The sequence below is a fragment of the Streptomyces sp. NPDC049837 genome, from assembly GCF_040674455.1.
In the GTDB taxonomy this organism is placed as follows: Bacteria; Actinomycetota; Actinomycetes; order Streptomycetales; family Streptomycetaceae; genus Streptomyces.
Genome location: NZ_JBFAMP010000016.1, coordinates 133,029 through 151,542, shown reverse-complemented (window position 1 = coordinate 151,542; position 18,514 = coordinate 133,029). Strand labels below are relative to the sequence as shown.

Below are 18,514 nucleotides of genomic sequence, written 5' to 3'. Positions count from 1 at the left end.
GGACGATCACGACTTCCTTGCCCGGCGCCTCGACCTGGTTCAGCTCGCCGATCCCGATGCCGGAGACCAGCTCCGCGATACCGCGACGCCGAGGAAACTGACCCCGAGAACGTGGCCGGGTAGCCCGGCCGGGAGCCCGGCCGGGGCCGCGTATCACGCACCCCCTTGACCGCAGTCTGATCGGCGGCCGAAAGGCGCTGTGGCAAGGAGGCATGGGCCGGGCAGCAGAGGTGGACAAGGGGTCACGCGCGAACTCGGGCACCTGGAGGAGGGGGTGCCGGTGCGCGCACCGGGTGCAGTGGACATCGCGGTGCGCACCTCGGTGGCGTCCATCGTCATCCGGTGCGCACCAGAGTGAGCTGCTGCCAACCTGAATTCAAAGGGCTGGTGTGGTCGATCCTTGGGGTGCTCGTGCTGGTCGTGGGCGGGAGCCCATCGAGAAGATCGTCGGGCAGGGGTCGGGATTGTCTCCGAAACGGAGTCAGGGGCGGCGCTCTGGCCCGTGCACCTGGGCTGGGGGCGCAGTCCGCTGCTGGCCAGCGCATGACATCCTGGCCCAGTGCTCCTGAACGATCTCTCCAGCAGTGTCGACCTCCGCCCAGTGCGCTATCAGTTCGCCACCGTTCGGGGCGACTCGTACGACGACAACTGGCTGGTCATTGAGGGCACGGTGGCGACTCCTGAGGGAAAGTGGTCCTTCGCCGATCCGTGTTTGCTCACCGATGAGGCCCGCCAGGTGTCCGCGTGGCTGCGCGCGGTGGCCGCAGGTACGGTGGACGTCACCGAACCTGATGCCGAAGGCGAGCTGTCGCCGGACACGTGGTTCATCGAGCCGGTCGTGGCTTTCAGCCTCGCCCATCGAATCGAGGGCGGGACCGCGGTGATCCGCGTTCATCTGTCTCTGGAGGCGGCACCTCCGTGGCAACAGGGCGATGATGGGGCTGACATCTACCAGTACGTGGTGGAGGTCAGGTTGGACGCCGCAGCGCTGCTGCACGCGGCTGACGAGTGGGACCTCTCTCTGGCTTCCCTCCCGCCCCGCTGACCCAGCCACCCGGCACTCCCCGGACAACCGATTCCTACCTGCTGGGGGTCGGGTGCCCCTCTACGATCCGGTGCACTGGATCCCGAACTGCTGGAACGGATCACCGCGCGGCGCGCGGAACTGGACGAACTCGAAGAGCAGTTGGCCAAACATCTGGCGGAAGTGCGAGCCGAGCGGGACGAACTCGCAGTCGCCGAGCGCGTGCTTGAACGGATGACCGGGCAGCTCGCCGAGGAACGCGCCTCCGCCGGTCCGGTGCCCAGGCAGGTGGGCGGCCGGGCGGTGATGCTGATCCCGCACCGCGAATCGGGCGTGAAGGAGGACACGCTGCCGTGGGACTATCAGCGCATCATCGCCGCCGTGCGGCAGGCCGGCGGACCGGTCATGGCCCGCGAGGTCGGCGAGGTGGTGGGGGTGAACGTCAGCGTGAAGGCCAAGCTGGAACCGCTACGCAGCAAGCTCGTCAGACTCGTCGATCGCGGCTCGCTCCGCAAACTGCCCGACGGCCGGTTCACCACCCGCCTGTGACCAGGAAAGCCACTACTCGGAGCGGACCGGCACGGGCGTAACGAAGGTGCCCCCGACGGCCGTTGGAATTGTGTGACGAATACCAAAGAGCGCACCGAGGACACCTGTCCTCTTGTCTACCAGTGCCGTCTGCCACTGTCCACGCGCACCGTCAACCACCTCACTGACCTGCTGCGACGCCGTCTGAAGGCAATCCGGTCCCGGTGGCGAATCCTGCCGCCGGGGAAGATCGCGGTGATCGTCCTGGCCGTACTACGCCACGACCAGCGCCTGGCCGACATGGCCGGCGGCAACAACGTGTCCGAATCCACCGTCCGCCGCTGGCGCGACGAGCTGGTCGGACTGCTCGCCGCCCAGGCGCCCCGCCTGGACCGCGCCCTGAAGAAGGTCGCCAAGCAGGGCGGGGAAGTGGTCCTGATCGACGGCACCCTCATCCGCACCCAGCGCCGCACCAGCAAGGCCGACCGGCGAAATTACTCCGGCAAGCACCGCAGCCACGGCCTGCACTTTCTTGCCCTGACCGATGAGAACGGGCGCTTGATCTGGATATCCGCTGCCCGGCCCGGCTGCACCCACGACAACACTGCTGCCCGCCACGACCACATCCTGGCCCACCTGCAGGCCGCCGGCCTCGGGGCGCTGGCCGACCTTGGCTTCCGAGGCCTGGACAACGACATCCTCGCCCCCGTGATCGTCACCGGCTACACCACCAGCCGCACCCACAAGCTCAGCCCGGGTCAGAAGGAAGCCAACCGAGTCCTGGCCGTCGGACGCGCACCCGTCGAGCACGGCTTCGCCCACCTCAAGAACTGGCGGATCCTCACCAAGCCCCGCACCGACCCCGCCCGCCCACCCGACTTCTGCGGGCTCTGCTCGTTCTGACGAACCTCGAGATCAACCGCTGACGGGTGATCTTCTCCGTGGGCTCCCGCCCACGACCAGCACGAGCACCCCGAGGACCGACCACACAAGCCATTTGACCTGCGAATTTAGCTTGGCGGAGGCTCACTCGGTGGACTCCACTCGGTGGACGATGTCCGGCATCGTCACCACAGCCAGGCGGTGGAGTGCCGGACTCGGGACAGGGCGCGGGCGTCGCGGCGCGCGGCGGCGTTGCCGATCCGGTTCTGCCGGGAGCGGGGCCGGCGCGACTGCGCGGCGGCGAGGCGGCGCTTCCCGGCTTCCTGGAGTCGCTTCCGCTGCTTGCGCAGTCCTGCCTTCTTCGCCGCCTTCGACTTCGGCTTCCGGGGGCGCTTCCAGATCGGCTGCCATCACAGGGGCTCGTCGGGGTCGGGCTCCCGGTCCTCGTTGAGCGCGGCGGCCATCTCCAAGCGGGCGGCACGGGCGCGGGCGCGGGCTTCGTCGGGGTTGAGGCGTTCTTCCAGGGTGTTCACGTGACTCCTCCTGTGGTCCGGCCAGGCGTGTGCTGGGTGCCGGGCTGCTGGGTGTGCGGCGGCGGGGCCGTCGCCGGGGTGGGCTACGGGCGGGGGCCATGGGCGGCTTCGCGCGCCCGCCGACTGTCCTGGAGCGTGGCGGCCACCTGCGCGGCGGCGGCTTCCAAGGTCTGGCGCGTCTGTTCCACCATGTCGACGGCTGTCTCCGGCCCCAGGAGGCGGCCGTCCTTCGGGCCGGTGCGGAACGGCCGCGGGTACGGCCTCGAGGCGGCGGGCACGGCGATGGTGCGCAGCCGGGTACGGGAGCCCAGTCGCTCCGCACGGCACACCGCATGGACCCGAGCGGCCAGGGCGTCGGCGGCGAGGCGGGCTCGCTCGTACGGCGGGGCGGTGCGCTTGCGGGTCAGCGGGCGCAGCACGGCCTGGTCCTCGGTGTCGCGCGGGTACAGGGCACGCAGGTCAGCGGTCATCATCCGCCGACTCGCCGGGCGGGTGTAGTCGTCGACGACCGTCTGCACGATCTGTACGTCCAGGCCCGGCTGGTGGGGCCGACCGCGCAGGACGTAGGAGAGGTGGCGGCGGGCTCCGGCGAGCAGGTGGTGGCGCGCGAAGGCGCCGCGCATCACGTACACCACGGCGACGACGTCGACGGCCGCCAGGGCGATATCGACCACCGGCCGCACCCGTGCCCACACGGCCGCGGCCGCCGCCCGCGCCCGCTCCGCCAGCCGGTAGACGGTGCAGGCCCCGAACGACCGGATCGCCGAGGTGCGCCATCGCGTCCGCAGCTCGGTCAGCGACAGCAGCTCCGTGCGCTTGGGCGGGCGTGTCTGGTCGGCGGCCTGGCAGGCCAGCGCGTAGGCGGCCCGCTCCCCCGGCGCGTGCCCCTGCCGTTCCTCGTACTTGGCCGTCAGGACGGGCAGCGCGTCCTCGATCTGCTGGCGGCGGGTCGACTGCCAGCCGATGAGCCGCCGCTCGATCCCGGCGATGTCCATCACGGGCCGGCGGCCGGGCGTCACCTCGCGCGGCTCCCACGCCCACCGGAGCCGGGCGGACACCTCCTCCATGAAGCACAGGACGTAGAGGGTGTCGGCCGCGACGATGTGGGCCATCAGCGAGTCCGCCGACAGGTTGCCCCACTTCCCGTCGTGCGGCCGCCGGGCACGGATCGACACGACCGCGTGCGCGTGGAGCAGCGGTCTCCATTCCGTGGCCCTGGACTCGTAGTGCCGGAAGACCGCGACGATCAGCCCGTCCTTGACCCGGGCCCGCTGCTTCCCGCCGGCCTTCGAGCGGATCTCCGCGACCGACTCCTACAGCCACCCCAGCGTCTTGTCGCGGGCGACATCGCCGCACAGCTCCAGCACCCGGCGGTGCTCGTCGTCCATCAGGGCCCACGCGAGGTGGGCCGTCGGCGGGGGCCGGAACACCAAGTCGAAGGCCAGCCAGGGGGCGCTCCTTGGCCTTGTCGGTCTTGGGTGAGCAGTTGTGCTCGATGGGCCTGCCCAGCACGGTCGCCCGCCGGCCTGCGCCGGGCTCTTGCCCTGCGCCAGGAGCTCGCGCTCGATCCGGTCGGCGTCCGGGTGCCGGCCCTCCCCCAGGAGCAGTTCGGCCTGCCGCTCGGTCACCACGTCCCCGTCCATCAGGCCGAGCGCGGCCAAGCCCCGCAGTGTTGCGAAGTGCCGGCCGCGCCGCACAACGATGTCTGATTGCCGCCAGCAAGATTTTCCTGCTGTGATCATGCTGGCGGCATGACGATGTCATCCACTACGGAGTCAGTAACAGTCCTCACCGGCATGTATGCGGCTGAGGCGGAGTACTTGGCGGCAGGAGGCCCGGGCGAGGCTTCGTTCGACCTGCTCGCCCCATTCTTTGCGCCGGATGTCGAGCTGCATCAAGCAGATGCTCTGCCCTATGGAGGCACTTGGCGTGGGCACAACGGCATGGCGCAGTTCTTTCTCATGATGGGAGAGGTGTGGGAGTCGTTCGACATGGTGGAGCAGGAGTTTCTTGCCACCGGTGAGACTGCGGTCGTGCTCACACAGGTCCGTGCTCGTGCTCGTGCGACCGGCCGTGAACTCAGCTTCCCGATTCTGCAAGCGATCACGGTCAAGGACGGGCGGATCACCGAGGTCCGTCCGTTCTACTGGGACACGCGGGCTATCGCCGATGCCTGCGCCGTGCCGACACCGACAGACTGAGGTCGACGGCAAACCCACTGGTCACAGCCACTCGTTGAGGACTGTCACCAGCACGGTCGCCCCGTAGCGGACGCAAGCTTGTCGTATCTCGTGGCCACGGATCGGTGACGCTTGAGGCGGTTGATCCCGCACTCGACCGCGTGGCGCTCGCGGTAGTCGGTCCTGTCGAACTTCGGCGGCCGACCGCCTCGGGAGCCGAGTTTCTGGCGGTTGCGGACTCGGTCCGCCGGGACCCGAATGGTCGCCTTGATACCGCGTCTGCGCAGGTAGGCCCGGTTACGGCGGAAGTCGTACGCCTTGTCGGCCCGCACCCGGTCCGGTCGCCTACGGGGCCGACCAGAACCGATCCGCGGCACCCGAATAGCGTCGAGGCCCGACTCGAACTGCGGCGAGTCGCCTTGCTGCCCCGCCGTGATCAGCACCGACAGTGGATGCTGGAGCTCGCGCAGACCGTAGTCCGGTGGCAGCCAGCCCTTCTTCCGTCTGTCGATGGTCTTCTGGGTGTGGGTAGGGGGGAACGGGCAGCCCTGCATCAGATCGGGTTCAGTCACGGCCCAGGAGGGCCCGTAGTGGGCGGTACACGCAGGCCAGATGGTCTTCTCGGGCTGCTTCAGCCCTGGTGCCGTTCCTTTCCAGGGCCTGCATCGTTCAGGGCGAGGTGGCTGGGGCGAGCGCAGCTTGCAGCCCTCGGCTAGGAAGTCAGGGACGGCAGACCAGTACTGCCCAGCGGGCCGAACCCGGCGAAGATGCCTTCGCCGCACGGGCGACGAGCTCCCGGTAAACCGCGGAGACGTTCCCGCCCCATAGCGCGAGAAGATCCCGCACCTCCCGCGTCACGGTGAACCGCAGACGTGACCGCGGCCCCGTCCTGCCTTCACGACGCGCCACGGACAGCCAGCCGTTGTCCCGGGTAGTTTCATCATCTGCGACAGCATTCGTGGATGTTCCAGGCCGAGAGCCGGGAGGCAGGTCAGGAGCTCGGGTTGATGCGGATCTCCGATTTTCCCAGCGCTGCTTCTTCGTTCCCCAGCCGGCTGCTTCGGCAACTGGGGTCTGGGCGGCCCGCCTCGGAGTGTGCGGCCCGTGCCGAGCAGCTCAGGGCGATTGCGGTGGTGTTTCGCTCATCCTGGACTGCTCGGCTCGTCCTTGGCGTCAGTGACGAGTTGAAACCCTCCGTGGCCAGTTGGCGGTATCTGGCTGGCCATGGACGGTCAGTCTGTGACGACCGTCGTCTGGTGAGCGGGGCGCGTCCGAAGCCAGTAATGAGCGGGCCGCGATGATCAGGGCGATGCCGTAGACGGCGAAGGCGACCATCCCGATCCAGCCGACCAGCAGCGCGTCGCCCGAGGAGTGGAAATCGCCGCGCCTCATCGTCACTACGTCGGCCGTGGCCAGGGCCAAGTATCCGACCCCCACAACGCCGACGGGGCGAGCGTGGCAGCGCCAAGCAGAGCCGGGGCGAGCGGGGGCCAGCGCGGCACCCGTCGGCCGTGCAGGAGCAGCGTCCAGCGCGGGAAGACCTGACCCCACGGGCGGACCAGGCCCCAGAGCAGAAAGATGCCGAGCACGGCCAGCAGCGCGGTCGGGTCCAGCCCCCAGGACTCCAGGGTGAGGAAGACCCCGGAGGCGCCGTTGCGCTCCGAGACCGCGAGCATCTCCTCACCGGTGATCCCAGCGAATGTCCCGCCGGACGCCCAGACCAGCTTCATCGCCGCGTACGGGACAAAGGCCAGCGTCCCTGCCCAAGCGGCGAGTCGGACGAGCTGCGGTGCAGCGGACGGTGCTCGTACGGCACTACCGGCCAACCGGCAGTCGGACCGGGCCGTGGCCGCGAGCAGGACCGCCCCGACGGCCGACAGGGCCTTGTTCGCAGCGGAGAGGCCCGGCTGTCCACTCCCTGACCGAGCATCAACGTGATCACATCCATCAGCAGGCTGAACGCGGTGATCCCGGCCAGGGCGCAGACCACCCAGAGCAGCACCCGCAACGCCGGCCGCAGCCCCTACAGCACCACCGCTCCACTGACCAAAGCGGCCAGCGCACCCACCGCCACGACCACCCAACCCAGCCCGGAGGCCCCCGAGTCAGTGCCGTGGTACAGCAACGAGGTCCCGCTCAGCACGCACGCCAGGCCGAAGCCGGCATACAGGACCGCCCACAGCACCGTTACCCTGGCCACCCAGCGCGGCCATCGCTGCCACCAGTCGCTCCAGAGTACCTTCATCGTCCGTTCATCCCTGGTCATGCTCTGAACGTCGCATCAACTGCGGCAGCGTGGCGTCGGCCGCCGGAACGATCTCCCTCCCCCAACCGGGTGAGCTCAGCGGTTCCGGGGGAACCTCGGTGAGCAGTCTGTCCCAGCCCCGAGCGTCGGGTGGGGAGATCCAGGTTCTGACCGCAGTTCTGTGAAGGATCTCGGAGTCGGTCCATCCGGTGCAGTCCGCCGGGAGCCACCTGGTTGGATGAACGCATGACGGATTGGTCGACGCTCATCGACGTGTGCGGTTCCGCGGAACACGTGCCTGGTCTCCTGGACCGGTTCAAGGCCGACCCGAGCGGTGTGTGGTCAGAGTTGATGGACCATCTATGTCCGCAGATGGACATAGCTTTCCCCGCCAGCTACGCAGCTCTTCCACGGCTGGCCGAGATCGCGATCGCCTGCAGCCCGGAGGATCTGGCCTGGGTGCTGCTGTCAGCCGGAGCGATAGCTGCCTGTTCGCCTGGGCTGTCGGAGCCCGACAGCCCTCTGACGGTCTTCTCGGCCCCGATCGGGGTGCTGCACCGTCTCACCGATCGCCGCTTGAGCCAGGGCGTCGAAGCCGAGGAGTACGTGAACCTGCTGCAGGCCCTGCTCTCCTTCGAGGGCGTTGAGATCTGGGATCGCTGCCTGGAGGGTCTGCAGACCGGGGAGTACGAGGTCGACTGTCCGCACTGCGGGGTCGACCTGTTCGTCGTCATCGGACAGGACGAGTCGTTCTGCTGCAGCGACGACTACGCGTTGCGAGAGGTGCACAAGTCGCCTCTTCGACCGGCACGAACCCAAGACTTGGAGGCGTTGCCGCACAGGTTGAGCACGCGGGCACTGGCGGACGGGCATCGGAGCCTGGCCCACGGCGTCCGCTACTTGTTCGGGCGAGCCGACTGCCCGGACTGCGGGACTGACTTCTCGGTGGCCGAACGAGTGGAGGCCCGCTGGATTCCGTGACCGGCCAAGGACCCTGCCGTGACTCCCCCTGATACTCCCCCATTCGGAGTCCAGGATTCGGAGTCCAGCAGGGGTCTTTCAGCCAGCTTTGCCGGTCCCTCGCATCGGCATGCCGCCGCCCCGGTCACGCCGGATTGCCATGTACAGCTCAACCTTCGACATCTGCCGTATGACCAGCACCCTTCACCAAGAGCAACCTGATGCCGCCCCGGCAAGAGACCTGGTGCCTCCCGAGCTCATCAACATCACCCGACCGCGGATCGGTGTGCCTACCAAACCCATCGGCAAGTGACGTCATTACTGGGTTCTGGCACAGATCTTGGGGAGCCGTCGCAGAGCGTTACCTCGGTATCCGATTGCGAGGAGTCTGGCTCGTGCGAGACGGCGTACGCCATGTCGCCGACAGCCGGAAGTGACGCTCCCTCAGGTTCCTCCCGTTCGCCGCTATGGTCGGGAGTGGACGGTGATGGTGCTGGTCATGCAGACCAACGCACTGCTCTGGAGCCCGCTGGTGTTCGAGGAGATCGCCGATGTGGAGGTCGAGGCGGTCACGGCCGCCTTCGGCACGATCGAAGTAGTGGCGAGAGGTCACGCAGGCGGCGCTTCATGCCCGGGCTGCGGCCGCTTCTCGGACCGAGTCCACGACCGTTACCAGCGCAGGCTGAGGGACCTTCCGCTGGCTGATCAGGGCCTTGTGATCCGGCTGACGGTCCGACGCTTCATCTGCGAGTCGACGGACTGCCCACGCCGGACGTTCGCCGAGCCGTTCTCCCGGCTGACTGTCCCACATGCGCGGTTCACCACGCGGCTCAACCGCGCCCTGGAACGGGTGGGGCTCGCCCTGGCGGGGCGGGCTGGCGCTCGGCTGGCGACCCAGCTGGGCTTCGGTGCGGGACGGATGACCTTGTTACGCAGGGTCATAGCACTGCCCGACCCGCGGTTCAGTACTCCGCGGGTACTGGGCGTGGACGACTTCGCGCTCCGTCGCGGCCAGACCTACTCCACCGTGCTGACCAGCGTCGAAGACCGCCGCGTGGTCGATGTGCTCCCCACCCGTGAAGCCGGGCCACTGGCCGACTGGCTGGACCGCCACCGCGGCGTGGAGATCATCTGCCGGGACCGGGCAGGCGCCTACGCCGAGGGCGCCCGACGCGGTGCCCCCGATGCTCTGCAGGTCGCTGACCGGTTCCATCTGTGGCAGGGCCTCGGTCGGGCCGTCGAGACCTGCGTCGCCGCTCACCGCGACTGCCTGCGTACCCCGACACCCAGCGGCGTGCTGCCGCACGACACCCATCCGCCTTCCGATAGGCCGCAGGACGACGCGGAGCCGGTCGGCCGGCGGGCCGAGCGGAAGAAGGCTGCACACGCACTGGTCCACGAAATGCTCGCCCAGGGTCACTCGCGTCGGGCGATCGCCCGGCACCTGGGCTGGGGCCTCAACACCGTCCTCCGGTACGCGAACGCCGCACACTGGCAGGAGACCCTCCGCGAGAACCGACCTCGGCCCAGCAGACTGGACCCCTACAAGTCCTACCTGGAACGACGATTCACAGAAGGATGCACCAGCGTCACCCAGCTCCACGACGAGCTGGTTGCCGAGCAAGCACCCGTCACCTACGGCATGGTCCGAGCCCACATCGCCACCTTGCACGGGGCTCCGTCCGTAGCACCGCCACGACCGCCGACGGTACGGCAGGTGACCGGCTGGCTCACCCGCCACCCCACCGCTCTGACCCAGGAAGACCGCGTCGGCCTGAAAGACGTCCTGGCCCGTTGTCCCGAACTGGACATAGCCGCCGGACACGTCCGTGATTTCGGCGAGATGCTCAGCGGCCGCCTCGGCACCACGCTCCCTGCCTGGATCAGCACCGTCGAAGCCAGCCAGCTACCCGGCCTTGCCGGCTTCGCACGCCACCTGCTGCGGGACCTCGACGCCGTGACCGCCGGCCTCACCCTGGACTGGAACTCGGGCAGCATCGAGGGAGCCGTGAACCGCATCAAGAAGATCAAGAGACAGCTCTACGGCCGAGCCGGCTTCCACCTGCTCCGGAAGATGATCCTGCTGCAGTAGCGCCTCGCCGTGGTTACTCGGGGTGCGACTCCCGATACCTCTCCTCAGACTGCTCCTCCTAGTGAAGGCGAGCAGCCACGTCCGGCTGTGCGACTTGCAGGACAGAGGGAGGCGGCAGCGACGTCATGCTTTGGCGTCGGGCATGCCGCTGGTGACGACGATCGCCGCCACGTCGCCGGTCTTCGTGCGGCCCAACCAGACGACGCCGCCCGACTCGGCCCCGAACGTGACCAGATCGGCTTGCTGTGACTCGTCGCGCACCCGTTCGCACCCGTCGGCCAACTGCTCGGTATCGCGCGGGGCGGGGATCCCGTCTATGAACGTGCGAAACGGTGCGGACAAGGTCGTCCACGCGCCTGCGTCGGCGAAGCAGCCGACATTGGCATCGGAGAAGAAGCGGGGCTCCTCGCCCGGCTGAAGCCGGGCGATGTCGTCCTCGACACTCAGGCCCATCTCCCATCCGACGACAGGGTCGTCGCTGATGCACAGGCGCGTCGCGGCGCACTCAACGCCGTCGACGTGCTCGCCCATGAACTCGTACGGGCCCGCCGTCCACGCGATCTCTACCCGGTAGACGCCCGGGGGAATGCGCACCGCCAGCTCCCGCGGGGGCCTGGTGGGCAGCCCTCTCTGGTACTCCCAGACCTGGTCGTCGTGCCATGGCGCATCGACGACGAGCCGGCCGCTCGGTACGCGGATCGTCGTCAGCTCCTCGATGCCCGTCACGACTACCGGCGTCGTCGGATCGTCGTACACCGTCCCAAGGTGAGCACCGGGCGTGAAAGCCGCCTCCAAGTACCAGGTGGCCTCAGGCCCGGCTGCCAGCCGCGCGTCCTTGACCCACTCCATGTCTCACTCCCTCCTCGCCACCCGGCCGGGCGGTCAACCGAAAGCTACGTGGGCCCACTGACATCAGCTCTTGCATCGTCGCAATCCGTGATCGCTCCCCAAAATCTGTGCCAGAACCCGTAACTCACCAACAAGGCCAAACGCCCCACCGGCGCGCTGCGCGACCCCGCTGACCGTCACGCCGGCCCGGCATCGCGTGTCGGGCCCAGGGGGATCGGCCCGGAGAAGTCGAAGCACACGCCGCCGCAAATCGTGACCGGGCGTTGCCCGGCCGTCAGCCATTCGCGGGTCCAGAGGTCGGGGAAGAGCCGCTGGATCAGGCTGCCGCGCCGGGACTGACGGAGCACCGGCCCGTCGGCCGCGACGCGTGGACATTGGGGACCGGTAGCCGACGAGACTTCGCCTGGAACGCGAGCCCACCCGGCAGGACGCCTGGGGCCGGGGGGGTCTCCCGGGCCTGGGCGAGCATCGGCTCCACCGGAGGACGAAGCACGACCGGGTCCTCGCTCCTGGCAGGGAGCCGTGCCGCTCGGGGGTGGTTGGCACGGCTCCCCGACGATGAGGGCGCAGCCCGCTCCAGCCCTGTCAGCAGACCGCGGCTGCCCCTTCATGTCTACGGCCCAGGCACGGACCGCGCGACCGACGCGGGGCCAGTCGATGGTCCGCAGCCCCTCGTGCCGGAGCTTCCCCAGCGGCCGGCGAACCGGGAATTGGGCGGAGCCGTCGGTGGGAGCATGCAGATCGATGAACAGCACATCGCCGAGCCGTGGCTCGTGGTCCTGGACGCCCTCGCCGCGGACGAGGACACCCTCGCCGCGGTGATGGAGGGCCTCCAGCACAAGTGGGCGACCTCCGGGATCAGCCCGGTGTGGCGCGCCCCCGGCGAGCCCGGGGTCGGGGTGCGGGTGTATGCGGACATCCGACGCCCCTCCACCCCGGGGGCGGATTCCAGCGGTTGTCGCAACACAGGTTGAGTGCCGCAATGGTGTCGAGTTGCGGCGGTGATCAGTGTTGCCAGTCGGTTTCGCCGCCTGGGCCTACCAGGACGGGATCGATTCCTGAGCCGGTGAGGTTCCACGACTCGTAGTGGGGGTCTGGATCGACGCTGAGCCGAGTGCCGTCATCGAAGCCGAGCGACAGGGTGCCATGCCCAGTGACCTCGGTTTCGGTGACGACCTTGGCGAACAAGCCGAGTAGCGGCGCCAAGGACGGTCCGGTGCCCGGCGTCATGAGGGCCTGGTGGCCCGAGGCGTCTGTGAGGGTGAACGGTGTCTCGATGACGAGCTCACCTTCGATGCGGGTCCGGCCGCCTGGGGCCTGATCGGTGAAGCTGATCCGGACCTGGTGGTCGAAGGCCGTGCGCGTGACACGAGTGCCGACCAGCTCCACGGGTACTTTCACCGCTCCCCCTACCGCGGTTGTGCCGTATGTCGACGGAAAGCCGACGACCGGCTCTACTGGGCCTTGAGCAGTGTAGATGGGCGCTCCGCCGGAGTTCTCCGGCCGAGTATCTTGCCCGGCCTGGCGCGCAACAGGCTGGCGGCAGAACGACCGCGGCCACCACGGCGCCCTGTCACTGGCAACACTGGCTGGGTACCCGCTCAGATGCCGAACTCCTGCTTCGTCACGTCCTTGACGAACGTCCAACCCTCTCCGGCCGGCTCGAAGACGTAGACGTACTGCCCTACGTAGGGAATGTCCGGCTGCGGATCGGTGCCGGAGCTATTGGTCGTGTAGGGCGTCGTGATCTCCTGAATCCACACCTTCGCCCGCTTCCCCTGGATCTCCACCCGGTTCAGCGTGGCCCTCGCCCGCGCCTCACTCCACACACGCCCCGCTGGAGCGGCGTACTGTCGCCACAGCGCATCCTTCTTGTCAGCCCTGGCCTGGAAGATGCTCTCGGCGGCCAGGCGAAGCGATTCCCGCTCCGCCGCACGCTCCGCCTCCTTGCGGTCCTGCACGACGAACACCACCGCGCCCACGACGATGACAGCCGCCAGAGCAGCGAGCAACAACTTGTGGATCTTACGCATGGTCCCCCCTCGAATACTGCGAAAGCGCAGCGTACGCGATCATCCGCTACCCGAGGACGAGGACGGGCGGCCCCGGCAGACGGTGTCGGCCCGACAACGGCCAGCACCTATCGCGGCCGCCCGGTGTCGCTCCGGTCCTGGTTGAGGCCGTCGTACATCGCTCCGTGCCCCCGCCGGTGGTCAGGAAGGTGGGTCAGCTCGACTGCCGAGTGCACCGCGCCAGGCGCGCACAGCACCGCGTCCGCCAGCTCGAACAGCTCATCGCCCCGAACGGTCAGACACGCATAACAACTCGTCCCAGAAGCGTGACGCTTCCGCGAATGCCCCTCCCCGGACGGCATCGGGCAGCAGACTCGCTCTCACGGCCCTCGTCGCTGTCACGTGCACCTTGGTCGGAGCCCATGCTCAGGCGGAGGCCGCCCGCACGTCAGCCGAATAGCACAAGCCGTGATCAAGTCTGAGCGGCGTTCGCGCGCCTTATGAACAGCTCAGGCGGCAGCCAGTGACGCATGGATCCGGCTGATGGCACGCAGGACCTCGTCTCGGTTCTTCGCTCGCTTGATCCATGCCGGAAGGCGGGCCACCAAAGTCATCTTCTGCCCGGTGTCGTACCAGGACGCTCGTTCTCGCAGCGGCGCTTGGACGAAACGGCGGATCAAGTCGAGGTGTTCGAGGTTGTACGCCCACAACCACCCACGACGGGTCTCAATCTGGAGCCACAGCGGCATACCGAGGTACGGATCCGTCGCGGGTTGAGCTGTGCCACGGGAGAGCGTGACAAGACGACCGCTCCACACCCGTGACAGTCCGCAGCCACAACAGACCAGACGTCGCGGCCTGAACAGCATCCGACCCCCTGGATCGGAGTCCGCGGGCGTTAGAACGACACGAGCGGCCCTCGCGCAGCCGGGGCATCGCACAATGATCGAGCCGATGAAGTCGTACTGGCTACTGCGCGGATCCTGGAACCGACCAGAGAACAAGACCATCCGGTCAGTATGCATCTGTCCCGCAGACCAGCGCATCCCGATTCGGCCGGTCACTCCCAGGCCCGCCAGCCACCCTGTCAGGAGCCGGACGAAGGTTAAAGAACAAGCTGAGCTTCTTCTACAAGACCAGGACCGACCTGGTCTGCCGATGGCCTTGAGGGTCTCGGGGCGTTTGACGGTTTTGCCGACGTCATAGCGGATGGCGGGCCGCCGGTTCTTCGAGCCGAGGGGTCGTCCGGGACCAGTTCCGGTCGGTTGAGGAACACGGGCCGGGCAGAGCAGGTGCGCACGGATGTTCCTGAACCCGCGGCGGACCCGGGCCGACGTGAGGCCTTCGGGCCTGGCCGGCTTCTCCCAGGACCAGCGGAGATCGGCAGCCAGTGGCCGGGCGAGGCGGAGCTGGGTGTGGGCGACGACCAGAAGCCAGCTCCAGCGGTCCGCTGGGGGAGTACGGACTTTCGGGGTGGGGCAGCGGCAGCCCGGCCAGCACCATCCGCAGCCGCTCGATGTCGATGCGGCCGTGGTTGAGGGCTCCGTACAACGCTCCGTGCCCACGACGGTGCTCGGGCACCAGCGTCAGATCCACCGGCGGGACCACCCGGGCCGTCGACGCACAGCAGGGCATCTGTCAGCTCGAACAGTCCGTCACGCCGGGCTGTCAGACACTCATAGAACTCGCCCCGGAAACGAGACGCCTTCGCGAACGCTTCCCCCCGGATAGCGTCAGACTCACCCTCACGGCCTTCGTCGTGGTTACGTGTGCGCCTTGGTCGGAGCACATGATGGGCCGACCCCACGTCCGGCGAATCCACAGGAGAGCGAAAACGTTCAAGGCACTGTTCGGGATCGTGGCACCGTGTACGGCATGACGACCAACCCAACGGTCCATACCGCGTAGACGGCCAGGACGCATCCGGGCCGGAATCCCGGACCGGCACCAGTCACAGACTCAAGGACGGTCATCGACCGCCTCTCCCCTGGATGGGAGAACCATACGAAGGGCTCGCCCTGTCCCGTCAGACAACGTAGGGAAGTTTGAGCACCGGGCCAGCGGATCGCAGGCTCAGCGGCAGAGTTTCATGATGATGTCATCGAAGTCCGGGAACTCTTGCATAGCCAACGCAATCACCTCAGCGGCTGGGCGGCGCCGAGTCGGCGCGAACCGTTCTGCGACGGCTGTCAGCTCGGGAATGGGACGCGGGATCCGCTCGCTCTCGTACGGGGTGGCCGCTTCCCAGGGGCCTACGCCGTCAGCCAGCAGCCACAAGAAGTCCCCCAGATCGCGGGCGACAACGCCGGTCTCTCCCTCGGATCCGAGGAAGACCACAGGCTGCTCAACCAGCGACCGATCAGGCCGGGCCAGCCAGAGCGCCGCGTACCCGCCGGAGCCGTCCTGCCCGAACACGCGGAAGTCGTCACCGTTCAGATCGGGGTTCCCGAGCCAGGCGCGGAACCAGTCGGTGGTCTCCTCGGCAGACAGGAACGCCAGGAAGGGCTCGAAGTCCACCCCGCGTCCGTCGTCATAGTCGAATGGGGTCACCATGGCGGCGGCGAGTGCCTCAGGGAACTGCCGATCATTCGTGGGTGTCACCGACACAGACTAGCGACCGCTGAAACTTCGGTGGCACGCCCCCGGCCATCAATCTTCGATGACATCGCTCAACCTCCGACGTCACAGGGCGGCCGGACGTTAAAGAAAAAGCTCAGCGACCCAGCCGCCAAGAACTCGAGCCCGTCCCCTTCCCCACGGCTATCGCGTGGAGAAGACACCTCATGCGCCTAACCCGTCAAGGGAGCCGGTCATGTCCCCATGTAGCGTGGCTCCTCGCTTGATCGAACCGGGGGAACAATGGACGTCGTACGGATCATGGAAGTGCTGGCCGAGCAGGGCGTAACGGTCATCTTCAAGGCAGATGCCGAGCGCATGCGTGTCGGCACCAAGCCTTGGACGTTCGTGGCCAGTGGGGCTCCGTTCCGGGAGGGCTTGCTCGTCCGCACCGACGCGAAGTCCGTAGCGGACTGCTTGGCCATCTGTCTTCCCCGGCTGAGGGAAGCTGGTCTAACCATCCCAGAGTGATCCGCAGCGGGATCAGCCGGGCGCTGGGGTCGGGAAGGCCGTCGGCTCATCGAAGTGTCCGGCGTGGTTGAGCCGGTTGTTCTTCACGAACCGGCGGCCGGCGTACTTGCGTTTGCCGGAGGCCCGGGTGATGGGGCCGCGCCCGCGTATTCCTTCAGTCCGCCGGCGGTGGCGAAGCGGACGTGGGTGTCGGCGTACTTGTGAAAGTGCTCAACGAAGTACGGATGAATGTGCTCAGCCAGGTGTTCGTTCGTGGGCTCGGGCAGGTGGACGCGTGCGACGATCGTGTTATGGAGAGTCCTGGTCCTTTGTTCCGTCGGCACTTGTTGCTTGAGTCGCTGGCCGTGCTGTCCGCTGATGCCCCGTCCCAGGTTGCCTGGTTGGCCCAGCACGACGTGGTGACGGATGAGATCGCCCTGGACTTCGATCATGCCTTTGGCATGGCAGAAGCCCTGGTGGACGAAGGGCAACTCGGTTGCGGCGTTCTGCCTGACCTGCGGGAGATCGACGCTGTCCTCAGCAAGATGAGCGGTACGGAGAACGCTGATCGATGGACGAGGGGCGCGTTGTCCGTCGATGAGGGGTGGAGTCATACCCGACGGCTGGCCCGCCGGGTACTCGTTGCCGAGCTGGGTGAATGGCAGCAGCCACTGCCGGAGATTTCGGTCATCCGGTGATGGACGCCGCTACCATGGCTGACCACTGGTCGCCCGTCGCGGCGGCACCACCGTGGCCTGGGCCGACAGGTACTTCCGGACCGTCCGGCGGTTCAGCCCGGTCTTCTTCACGATCTACGACAGGCTGACCGCGCCGGACTCATACAGACCGCGGAACCGGCGAAGCTCCAACCACCGATGAGGGTCCAAAACCATGACCAGCCGCCCTCTGCTGCCCCAACAGATCAAGCAGCAGATTGCCCATCAACGGCTTCCCGCACCTCACAAACTGAGCACGTTCATCCGTACGTGACTGGGCACGTTCACGTGTACGCCGACAGCGGGAGCCCTGGTGGTCGAGTACACCATGAAAAACAACACCAGCAATGAGTCGTTCCTGCACTACTTCGGCCACTACGACTGGCTGGAGAAGTTCAACCGCGAGGAGGGCGTCTTCTCGTCCGTGGACCAGAAGATCGTCTGGACCGAGCGCATTCCGGCGAAGGAGAAGTGAGTCGATGTCCCGAGCAGGTCTGCCGACGGCCGCCGCCGTGCTGGCTCTGCTGACCTGCCTGCCGGGCTGTTCGTCGGCGTCCACCGCTGTCGAGCACTGCATGGGGAAGCAGGCGGTCGGCGCGACCTCCGGGGAACTTGCCGGCACCTACCGGGGCGAGAGCGACGCGGAGGGCGTGACGCTCACCCTGAAGGCGTCGGAGAGCGAGCCGGGCAGCGGCACGGTCACCGTGCACGACTGGCCGACCGGTGACTGGTACCGGAGGGAACTCGGCGAGTCCTTCGACGGGTCCGGCACCTGGTCCGTGGTGCAGGGCGGCACCTCAGCCACCGAGTTCGCGCACCTGTCCCTCTCCTTCACCACACCGGAGCGCTTCCTGGATGGGGACACCCTCGACTCCCTGTCGATCGCCGAGGACGACGGACGCACCTACCTCTACGCGGAGGACGACCCGGACGTCTGCCCCGCTTTCCGGCTCCGGCTCCAGGGCGGCTGAGCCCGACGCGACGCGCGACAGCCGACGACGTCGGTCATCGGCTCCTGGGCCGCGGCAGGGTTTCCGGTTTGGGCAGGACGGCCGCAGGCGGGACGTCGGAGCGGCAGGTACGCCGACGGTGTGCGGCCGGGTGCGGGAGCCCAGTCGGTCCGCCGAGGGGCGTGAGACTGCTGGGGAGACAGCGGGCCCGGGTCGGGTTGCCCCGACCAGGGGTCCTTCTTGCTCGCCGCGGGTTTCAATAACCCCGTCGCAATTTTCTGAGTCCCTCCCGGACGTCCTCTGGGAACGCTGGGAACCAACCAGCTTTACGTCCCAGACCGACGACATCGCCGTACGGCGGTCCGCCGGGGCTCTGCGCAGTCCTTCATGGGACCTCTACGCCGGGAAGGCCGGGTTCCAGCAGGTCAGCAAATTCCGTCGGCTCGCCCACGACGTCGTCCAAGCCGAGCTCGCCGC

Annotated in this window: 18 protein-coding genes and 7 pseudogenes; 11 read left to right on the top strand and 14 right to left on the bottom strand. The window is 67.9% G+C overall.

Features of this window, described 5'->3' with window-relative positions; genetic code table 11:
- Positions 1–559: 559 nt before the first annotated feature.
- The 3 genes from AB0J57_RS32640 to AB0J57_RS32630 all read left to right on the top strand — a co-directional run bounded on the left by AB0J57_RS32640 (position 560) and on the right by AB0J57_RS32630 (position 2,455).
- Positions 560–1,045, top strand: coding sequence for a hypothetical protein (locus AB0J57_RS32640; protein ID WP_366131993.1), 486 nt, complete (start codon positions 560–562; stop codon positions 1,043–1,045).
- A gap of 141 nt (positions 1,046–1,186) precedes the next feature.
- Complete coding sequence (locus tag AB0J57_RS32635; protein ID WP_366131992.1) at positions 1,187–1,573, top strand: hypothetical protein; 387 nt, start codon at positions 1,187–1,189, stop codon at positions 1,571–1,573.
- 72 nt (positions 1,574–1,645) lie between these two features.
- On the top strand, positions 1,646–2,455 hold the full coding sequence (locus AB0J57_RS32630) for a transposase family protein (RefSeq protein ID WP_366131991.1): 810 nt from the start codon (positions 1,646–1,648) through the stop codon (positions 2,453–2,455).
- 164 nt (positions 2,456–2,619) lie between these two features.
- Here the strand turns inward: AB0J57_RS32630 and AB0J57_RS32625 are convergent.
- Together AB0J57_RS32625 and mobF are read right to left on the bottom strand one after the other, a co-directional pair.
- Positions 2,620–2,967 (bottom strand): annotated as a pseudogene (locus AB0J57_RS32625) (hypothetical protein).
- A gap of 83 nt (positions 2,968–3,050) precedes the next feature.
- Positions 3,051–4,628 (bottom strand): annotated as a pseudogene (gene mobF / locus AB0J57_RS32620) (MobF family relaxase).
- 90 nt (positions 4,629–4,718) lie between these two features.
- On the opposite strand from mobF, the gene AB0J57_RS32615 reads away from it, so the two are divergent.
- On the top strand, positions 4,719–5,168 hold the full coding sequence (locus tag AB0J57_RS32615) for a nuclear transport factor 2 family protein (protein WP_366131990.1): 450 nt from the start codon (positions 4,719–4,721) through the stop codon (positions 5,166–5,168).
- A 44-nt stretch (positions 5,169–5,212) separates the two neighbouring features.
- On the opposite strand, the pseudogene AB0J57_RS32610 reads toward AB0J57_RS32615, so the two are convergent.
- The 4 genes and pseudogenes from AB0J57_RS32610 to AB0J57_RS32595 all read right to left on the bottom strand — a co-directional run.
- A pseudogene (locus AB0J57_RS32610) lies at positions 5,213–5,599 on the bottom strand (transposase); the annotation flags it as partial.
- 319 nt (positions 5,600–5,918) lie between these two features.
- Positions 5,919–6,065 (bottom strand): annotated as a pseudogene (locus tag AB0J57_RS32605) (ATP-binding protein); the annotation flags it as partial.
- Between the two features lie 479 nt (positions 6,066–6,544).
- Positions 6,545–6,877 (bottom strand): hypothetical protein, encoded by a 333-nt coding sequence (locus AB0J57_RS32600; protein WP_366131988.1) that lies wholly within the window; start codon positions 6,875–6,877, stop codon positions 6,545–6,547.
- Positions 6,878–7,170: 293 nt separating this feature from the next.
- Positions 7,171–7,413: a hypothetical protein gene (locus AB0J57_RS32595; protein ID WP_366131987.1), complete on the bottom strand. Its 243-nt coding sequence runs from the start codon at positions 7,411–7,413 to the stop codon at positions 7,171–7,173.
- A gap of 213 nt (positions 7,414–7,626) precedes the next feature.
- Here AB0J57_RS32595 and AB0J57_RS32590 point away from each other — a divergent pair, with 213 nt between their 5' ends.
- Together AB0J57_RS32590 and AB0J57_RS32585 are read left to right on the top strand one after the other, a co-directional pair.
- Positions 7,627–8,373: a hypothetical protein gene (locus AB0J57_RS32590; RefSeq protein WP_366131986.1), complete on the top strand. Its 747-nt coding sequence runs from the start codon at positions 7,627–7,629 to the stop codon at positions 8,371–8,373.
- Positions 8,374–8,851: 478 nt separating this feature from the next.
- Entirely contained in the window at positions 8,852–10,444 is a 1,593-nt protein-coding gene (locus AB0J57_RS32585) for an ISL3 family transposase (protein ID WP_366131985.1), read from the top strand.
- Between the two features lie 123 nt (positions 10,445–10,567).
- On the opposite strand, the gene AB0J57_RS32580 is transcribed toward AB0J57_RS32585, so the two are convergent.
- Entirely contained in the window at positions 10,568–11,293 is a 726-nt protein-coding gene (locus AB0J57_RS32580) for a DUF4241 domain-containing protein (RefSeq protein ID WP_366131984.1), read from the bottom strand.
- A gap of 734 nt (positions 11,294–12,027) precedes the next feature.
- Between AB0J57_RS32580 and AB0J57_RS32575 the strand changes: the two genes are divergently transcribed.
- Positions 12,028–12,267: a DUF6207 family protein gene (locus AB0J57_RS32575; protein WP_366131983.1), complete on the top strand. Its 240-nt coding sequence runs from the start codon at positions 12,028–12,030 to the stop codon at positions 12,265–12,267.
- A 31-nt stretch (positions 12,268–12,298) separates the two neighbouring features.
- Here the strand turns inward: AB0J57_RS32575 and AB0J57_RS32570 are convergent, their stop codons facing one another.
- From AB0J57_RS32570 to AB0J57_RS32545, 6 genes and pseudogenes are all read right to left on the bottom strand, one after another.
- Positions 12,299–12,682, bottom strand: coding sequence for a DUF6188 family protein (locus AB0J57_RS32570; protein ID WP_366131982.1), 384 nt, complete (start codon positions 12,680–12,682; stop codon positions 12,299–12,301).
- A gap of 212 nt (positions 12,683–12,894) precedes the next feature.
- The gene (locus AB0J57_RS32565; protein ID WP_366131981.1) at positions 12,895–13,326 is read right to left on the bottom strand and encodes a hypothetical protein; all 432 of its coding nucleotides are present in this window, start codon (positions 13,324–13,326) and stop codon (positions 12,895–12,897) included.
- A 140-nt stretch (positions 13,327–13,466) separates the two neighbouring features.
- Positions 13,467–13,689 (bottom strand): annotated as a pseudogene (locus AB0J57_RS32560) (transposase); the annotation flags it as partial.
- 125 nt (positions 13,690–13,814) lie between these two features.
- Positions 13,815–14,315: a hypothetical protein gene (locus tag AB0J57_RS32555; RefSeq protein ID WP_366132003.1), complete on the bottom strand. Its 501-nt coding sequence runs from the start codon at positions 14,313–14,315 to the stop codon at positions 13,815–13,817.
- Between the two features lie 126 nt (positions 14,316–14,441).
- Positions 14,442–15,034 (bottom strand): annotated as a pseudogene (locus AB0J57_RS32550) (transposase); the annotation flags it as partial.
- A gap of 344 nt (positions 15,035–15,378) precedes the next feature.
- Positions 15,379–15,858, bottom strand: coding sequence for an SMI1/KNR4 family protein (locus AB0J57_RS32545; RefSeq protein WP_366132002.1), 480 nt, complete (start codon positions 15,856–15,858; stop codon positions 15,379–15,381).
- Positions 15,859–16,164: 306 nt separating this feature from the next.
- On the opposite strand from AB0J57_RS32545, the gene AB0J57_RS32540 reads away from it, so the two are divergent.
- Both AB0J57_RS32540 and AB0J57_RS32535 read left to right on the top strand, forming a co-directional pair.
- Positions 16,165–16,392 carry a hypothetical protein gene (locus tag AB0J57_RS32540; protein WP_366131980.1) on the top strand — a complete coding sequence of 76 codons (228 nt, stop codon included), beginning with the start codon at positions 16,165–16,167 and terminating at the stop codon, positions 16,390–16,392.
- A gap of 182 nt (positions 16,393–16,574) precedes the next feature.
- Positions 16,575–17,069, top strand: coding sequence for a hypothetical protein (locus AB0J57_RS32535; protein WP_366132006.1), 495 nt, complete (start codon positions 16,575–16,577; stop codon positions 17,067–17,069).
- Between the two features lie 18 nt (positions 17,070–17,087).
- Here the strand turns inward: AB0J57_RS32535 and AB0J57_RS32530 are convergent.
- Positions 17,088–17,264 (bottom strand): annotated as a pseudogene (locus tag AB0J57_RS32530) (IS21 family transposase); the annotation flags it as partial.
- Positions 17,265–17,415: 151 nt separating this feature from the next.
- On the opposite strand from AB0J57_RS32530, the gene AB0J57_RS32525 reads away from it, so the two are divergent.
- Entirely contained in the window at positions 17,416–17,562 is a 147-nt protein-coding gene (locus AB0J57_RS32525; RefSeq protein WP_366131979.1) for a hypothetical protein, read from the top strand.
- Between the two features lie 4 nt (positions 17,563–17,566).
- Positions 17,567–18,058 carry a hypothetical protein gene (locus AB0J57_RS32520; RefSeq protein WP_366131978.1) on the top strand — a complete coding sequence of 164 codons (492 nt, stop codon included), beginning with the start codon at positions 17,567–17,569 and terminating at the stop codon, positions 18,056–18,058.
- The last annotated feature ends 456 nt before the right edge of the window (positions 18,059–18,514 follow it).

Excerpts from the sequence above, each read along its gene's own strand:
- AB0J57_RS32545 (WP_366132002.1), bottom strand. The coding sequence starts at position 15,858 with ATGGTGACCCCATTCGACTATGACGACGGACGCGGGGTGGACTTCGAG.
- AB0J57_RS32575 (WP_366131983.1), top strand. The coding sequence starts at position 12,028 with ATGCAGATCGATGAACAGCACATCGCCGAGCCGTGGCTCGTGGTCCTG.
- AB0J57_RS32540 (WP_366131980.1), top strand. The coding sequence starts at position 16,165 with ATGGACGTCGTACGGATCATGGAAGTGCTGGCCGAGCAGGGCGTAACG.
- AB0J57_RS32525 (WP_366131979.1), top strand. The coding sequence starts at position 17,416 with ATGAAAAACAACACCAGCAATGAGTCGTTCCTGCACTACTTCGGCCAC.
- AB0J57_RS32615 (WP_366131990.1), top strand. The coding sequence starts at position 4,719 with ATGACGATGTCATCCACTACGGAGTCAGTAACAGTCCTCACCGGCATG.
- AB0J57_RS32565 (WP_366131981.1), bottom strand. The coding sequence starts at position 13,326 with ATGCGTAAGATCCACAAGTTGTTGCTCGCTGCTCTGGCGGCTGTCATC.
- AB0J57_RS32580 (WP_366131984.1), bottom strand. The coding sequence starts at position 11,293 with ATGGAGTGGGTCAAGGACGCGCGGCTGGCAGCCGGGCCTGAGGCCACC.
- AB0J57_RS32520 (WP_366131978.1), top strand. The coding sequence starts at position 17,567 with ATGTCCCGAGCAGGTCTGCCGACGGCCGCCGCCGTGCTGGCTCTGCTG.
- AB0J57_RS32585 (WP_366131985.1), top strand. The coding sequence starts at position 8,852 with ATGCAGACCAACGCACTGCTCTGGAGCCCGCTGGTGTTCGAGGAGATC.
- AB0J57_RS32555 (WP_366132003.1), bottom strand. The coding sequence starts at position 14,315 with ATGGTCTTGTTCTCTGGTCGGTTCCAGGATCCGCGCAGTAGCCAGTAC.
- AB0J57_RS32595 (WP_366131987.1), bottom strand. The coding sequence starts at position 7,413 with ATGACCAGGGATGAACGGACGATGAAGGTACTCTGGAGCGACTGGTGG.
- AB0J57_RS32600 (WP_366131988.1), bottom strand. The coding sequence starts at position 6,877 with ATGAAGCTGGTCTGGGCGTCCGGCGGGACATTCGCTGGGATCACCGGT.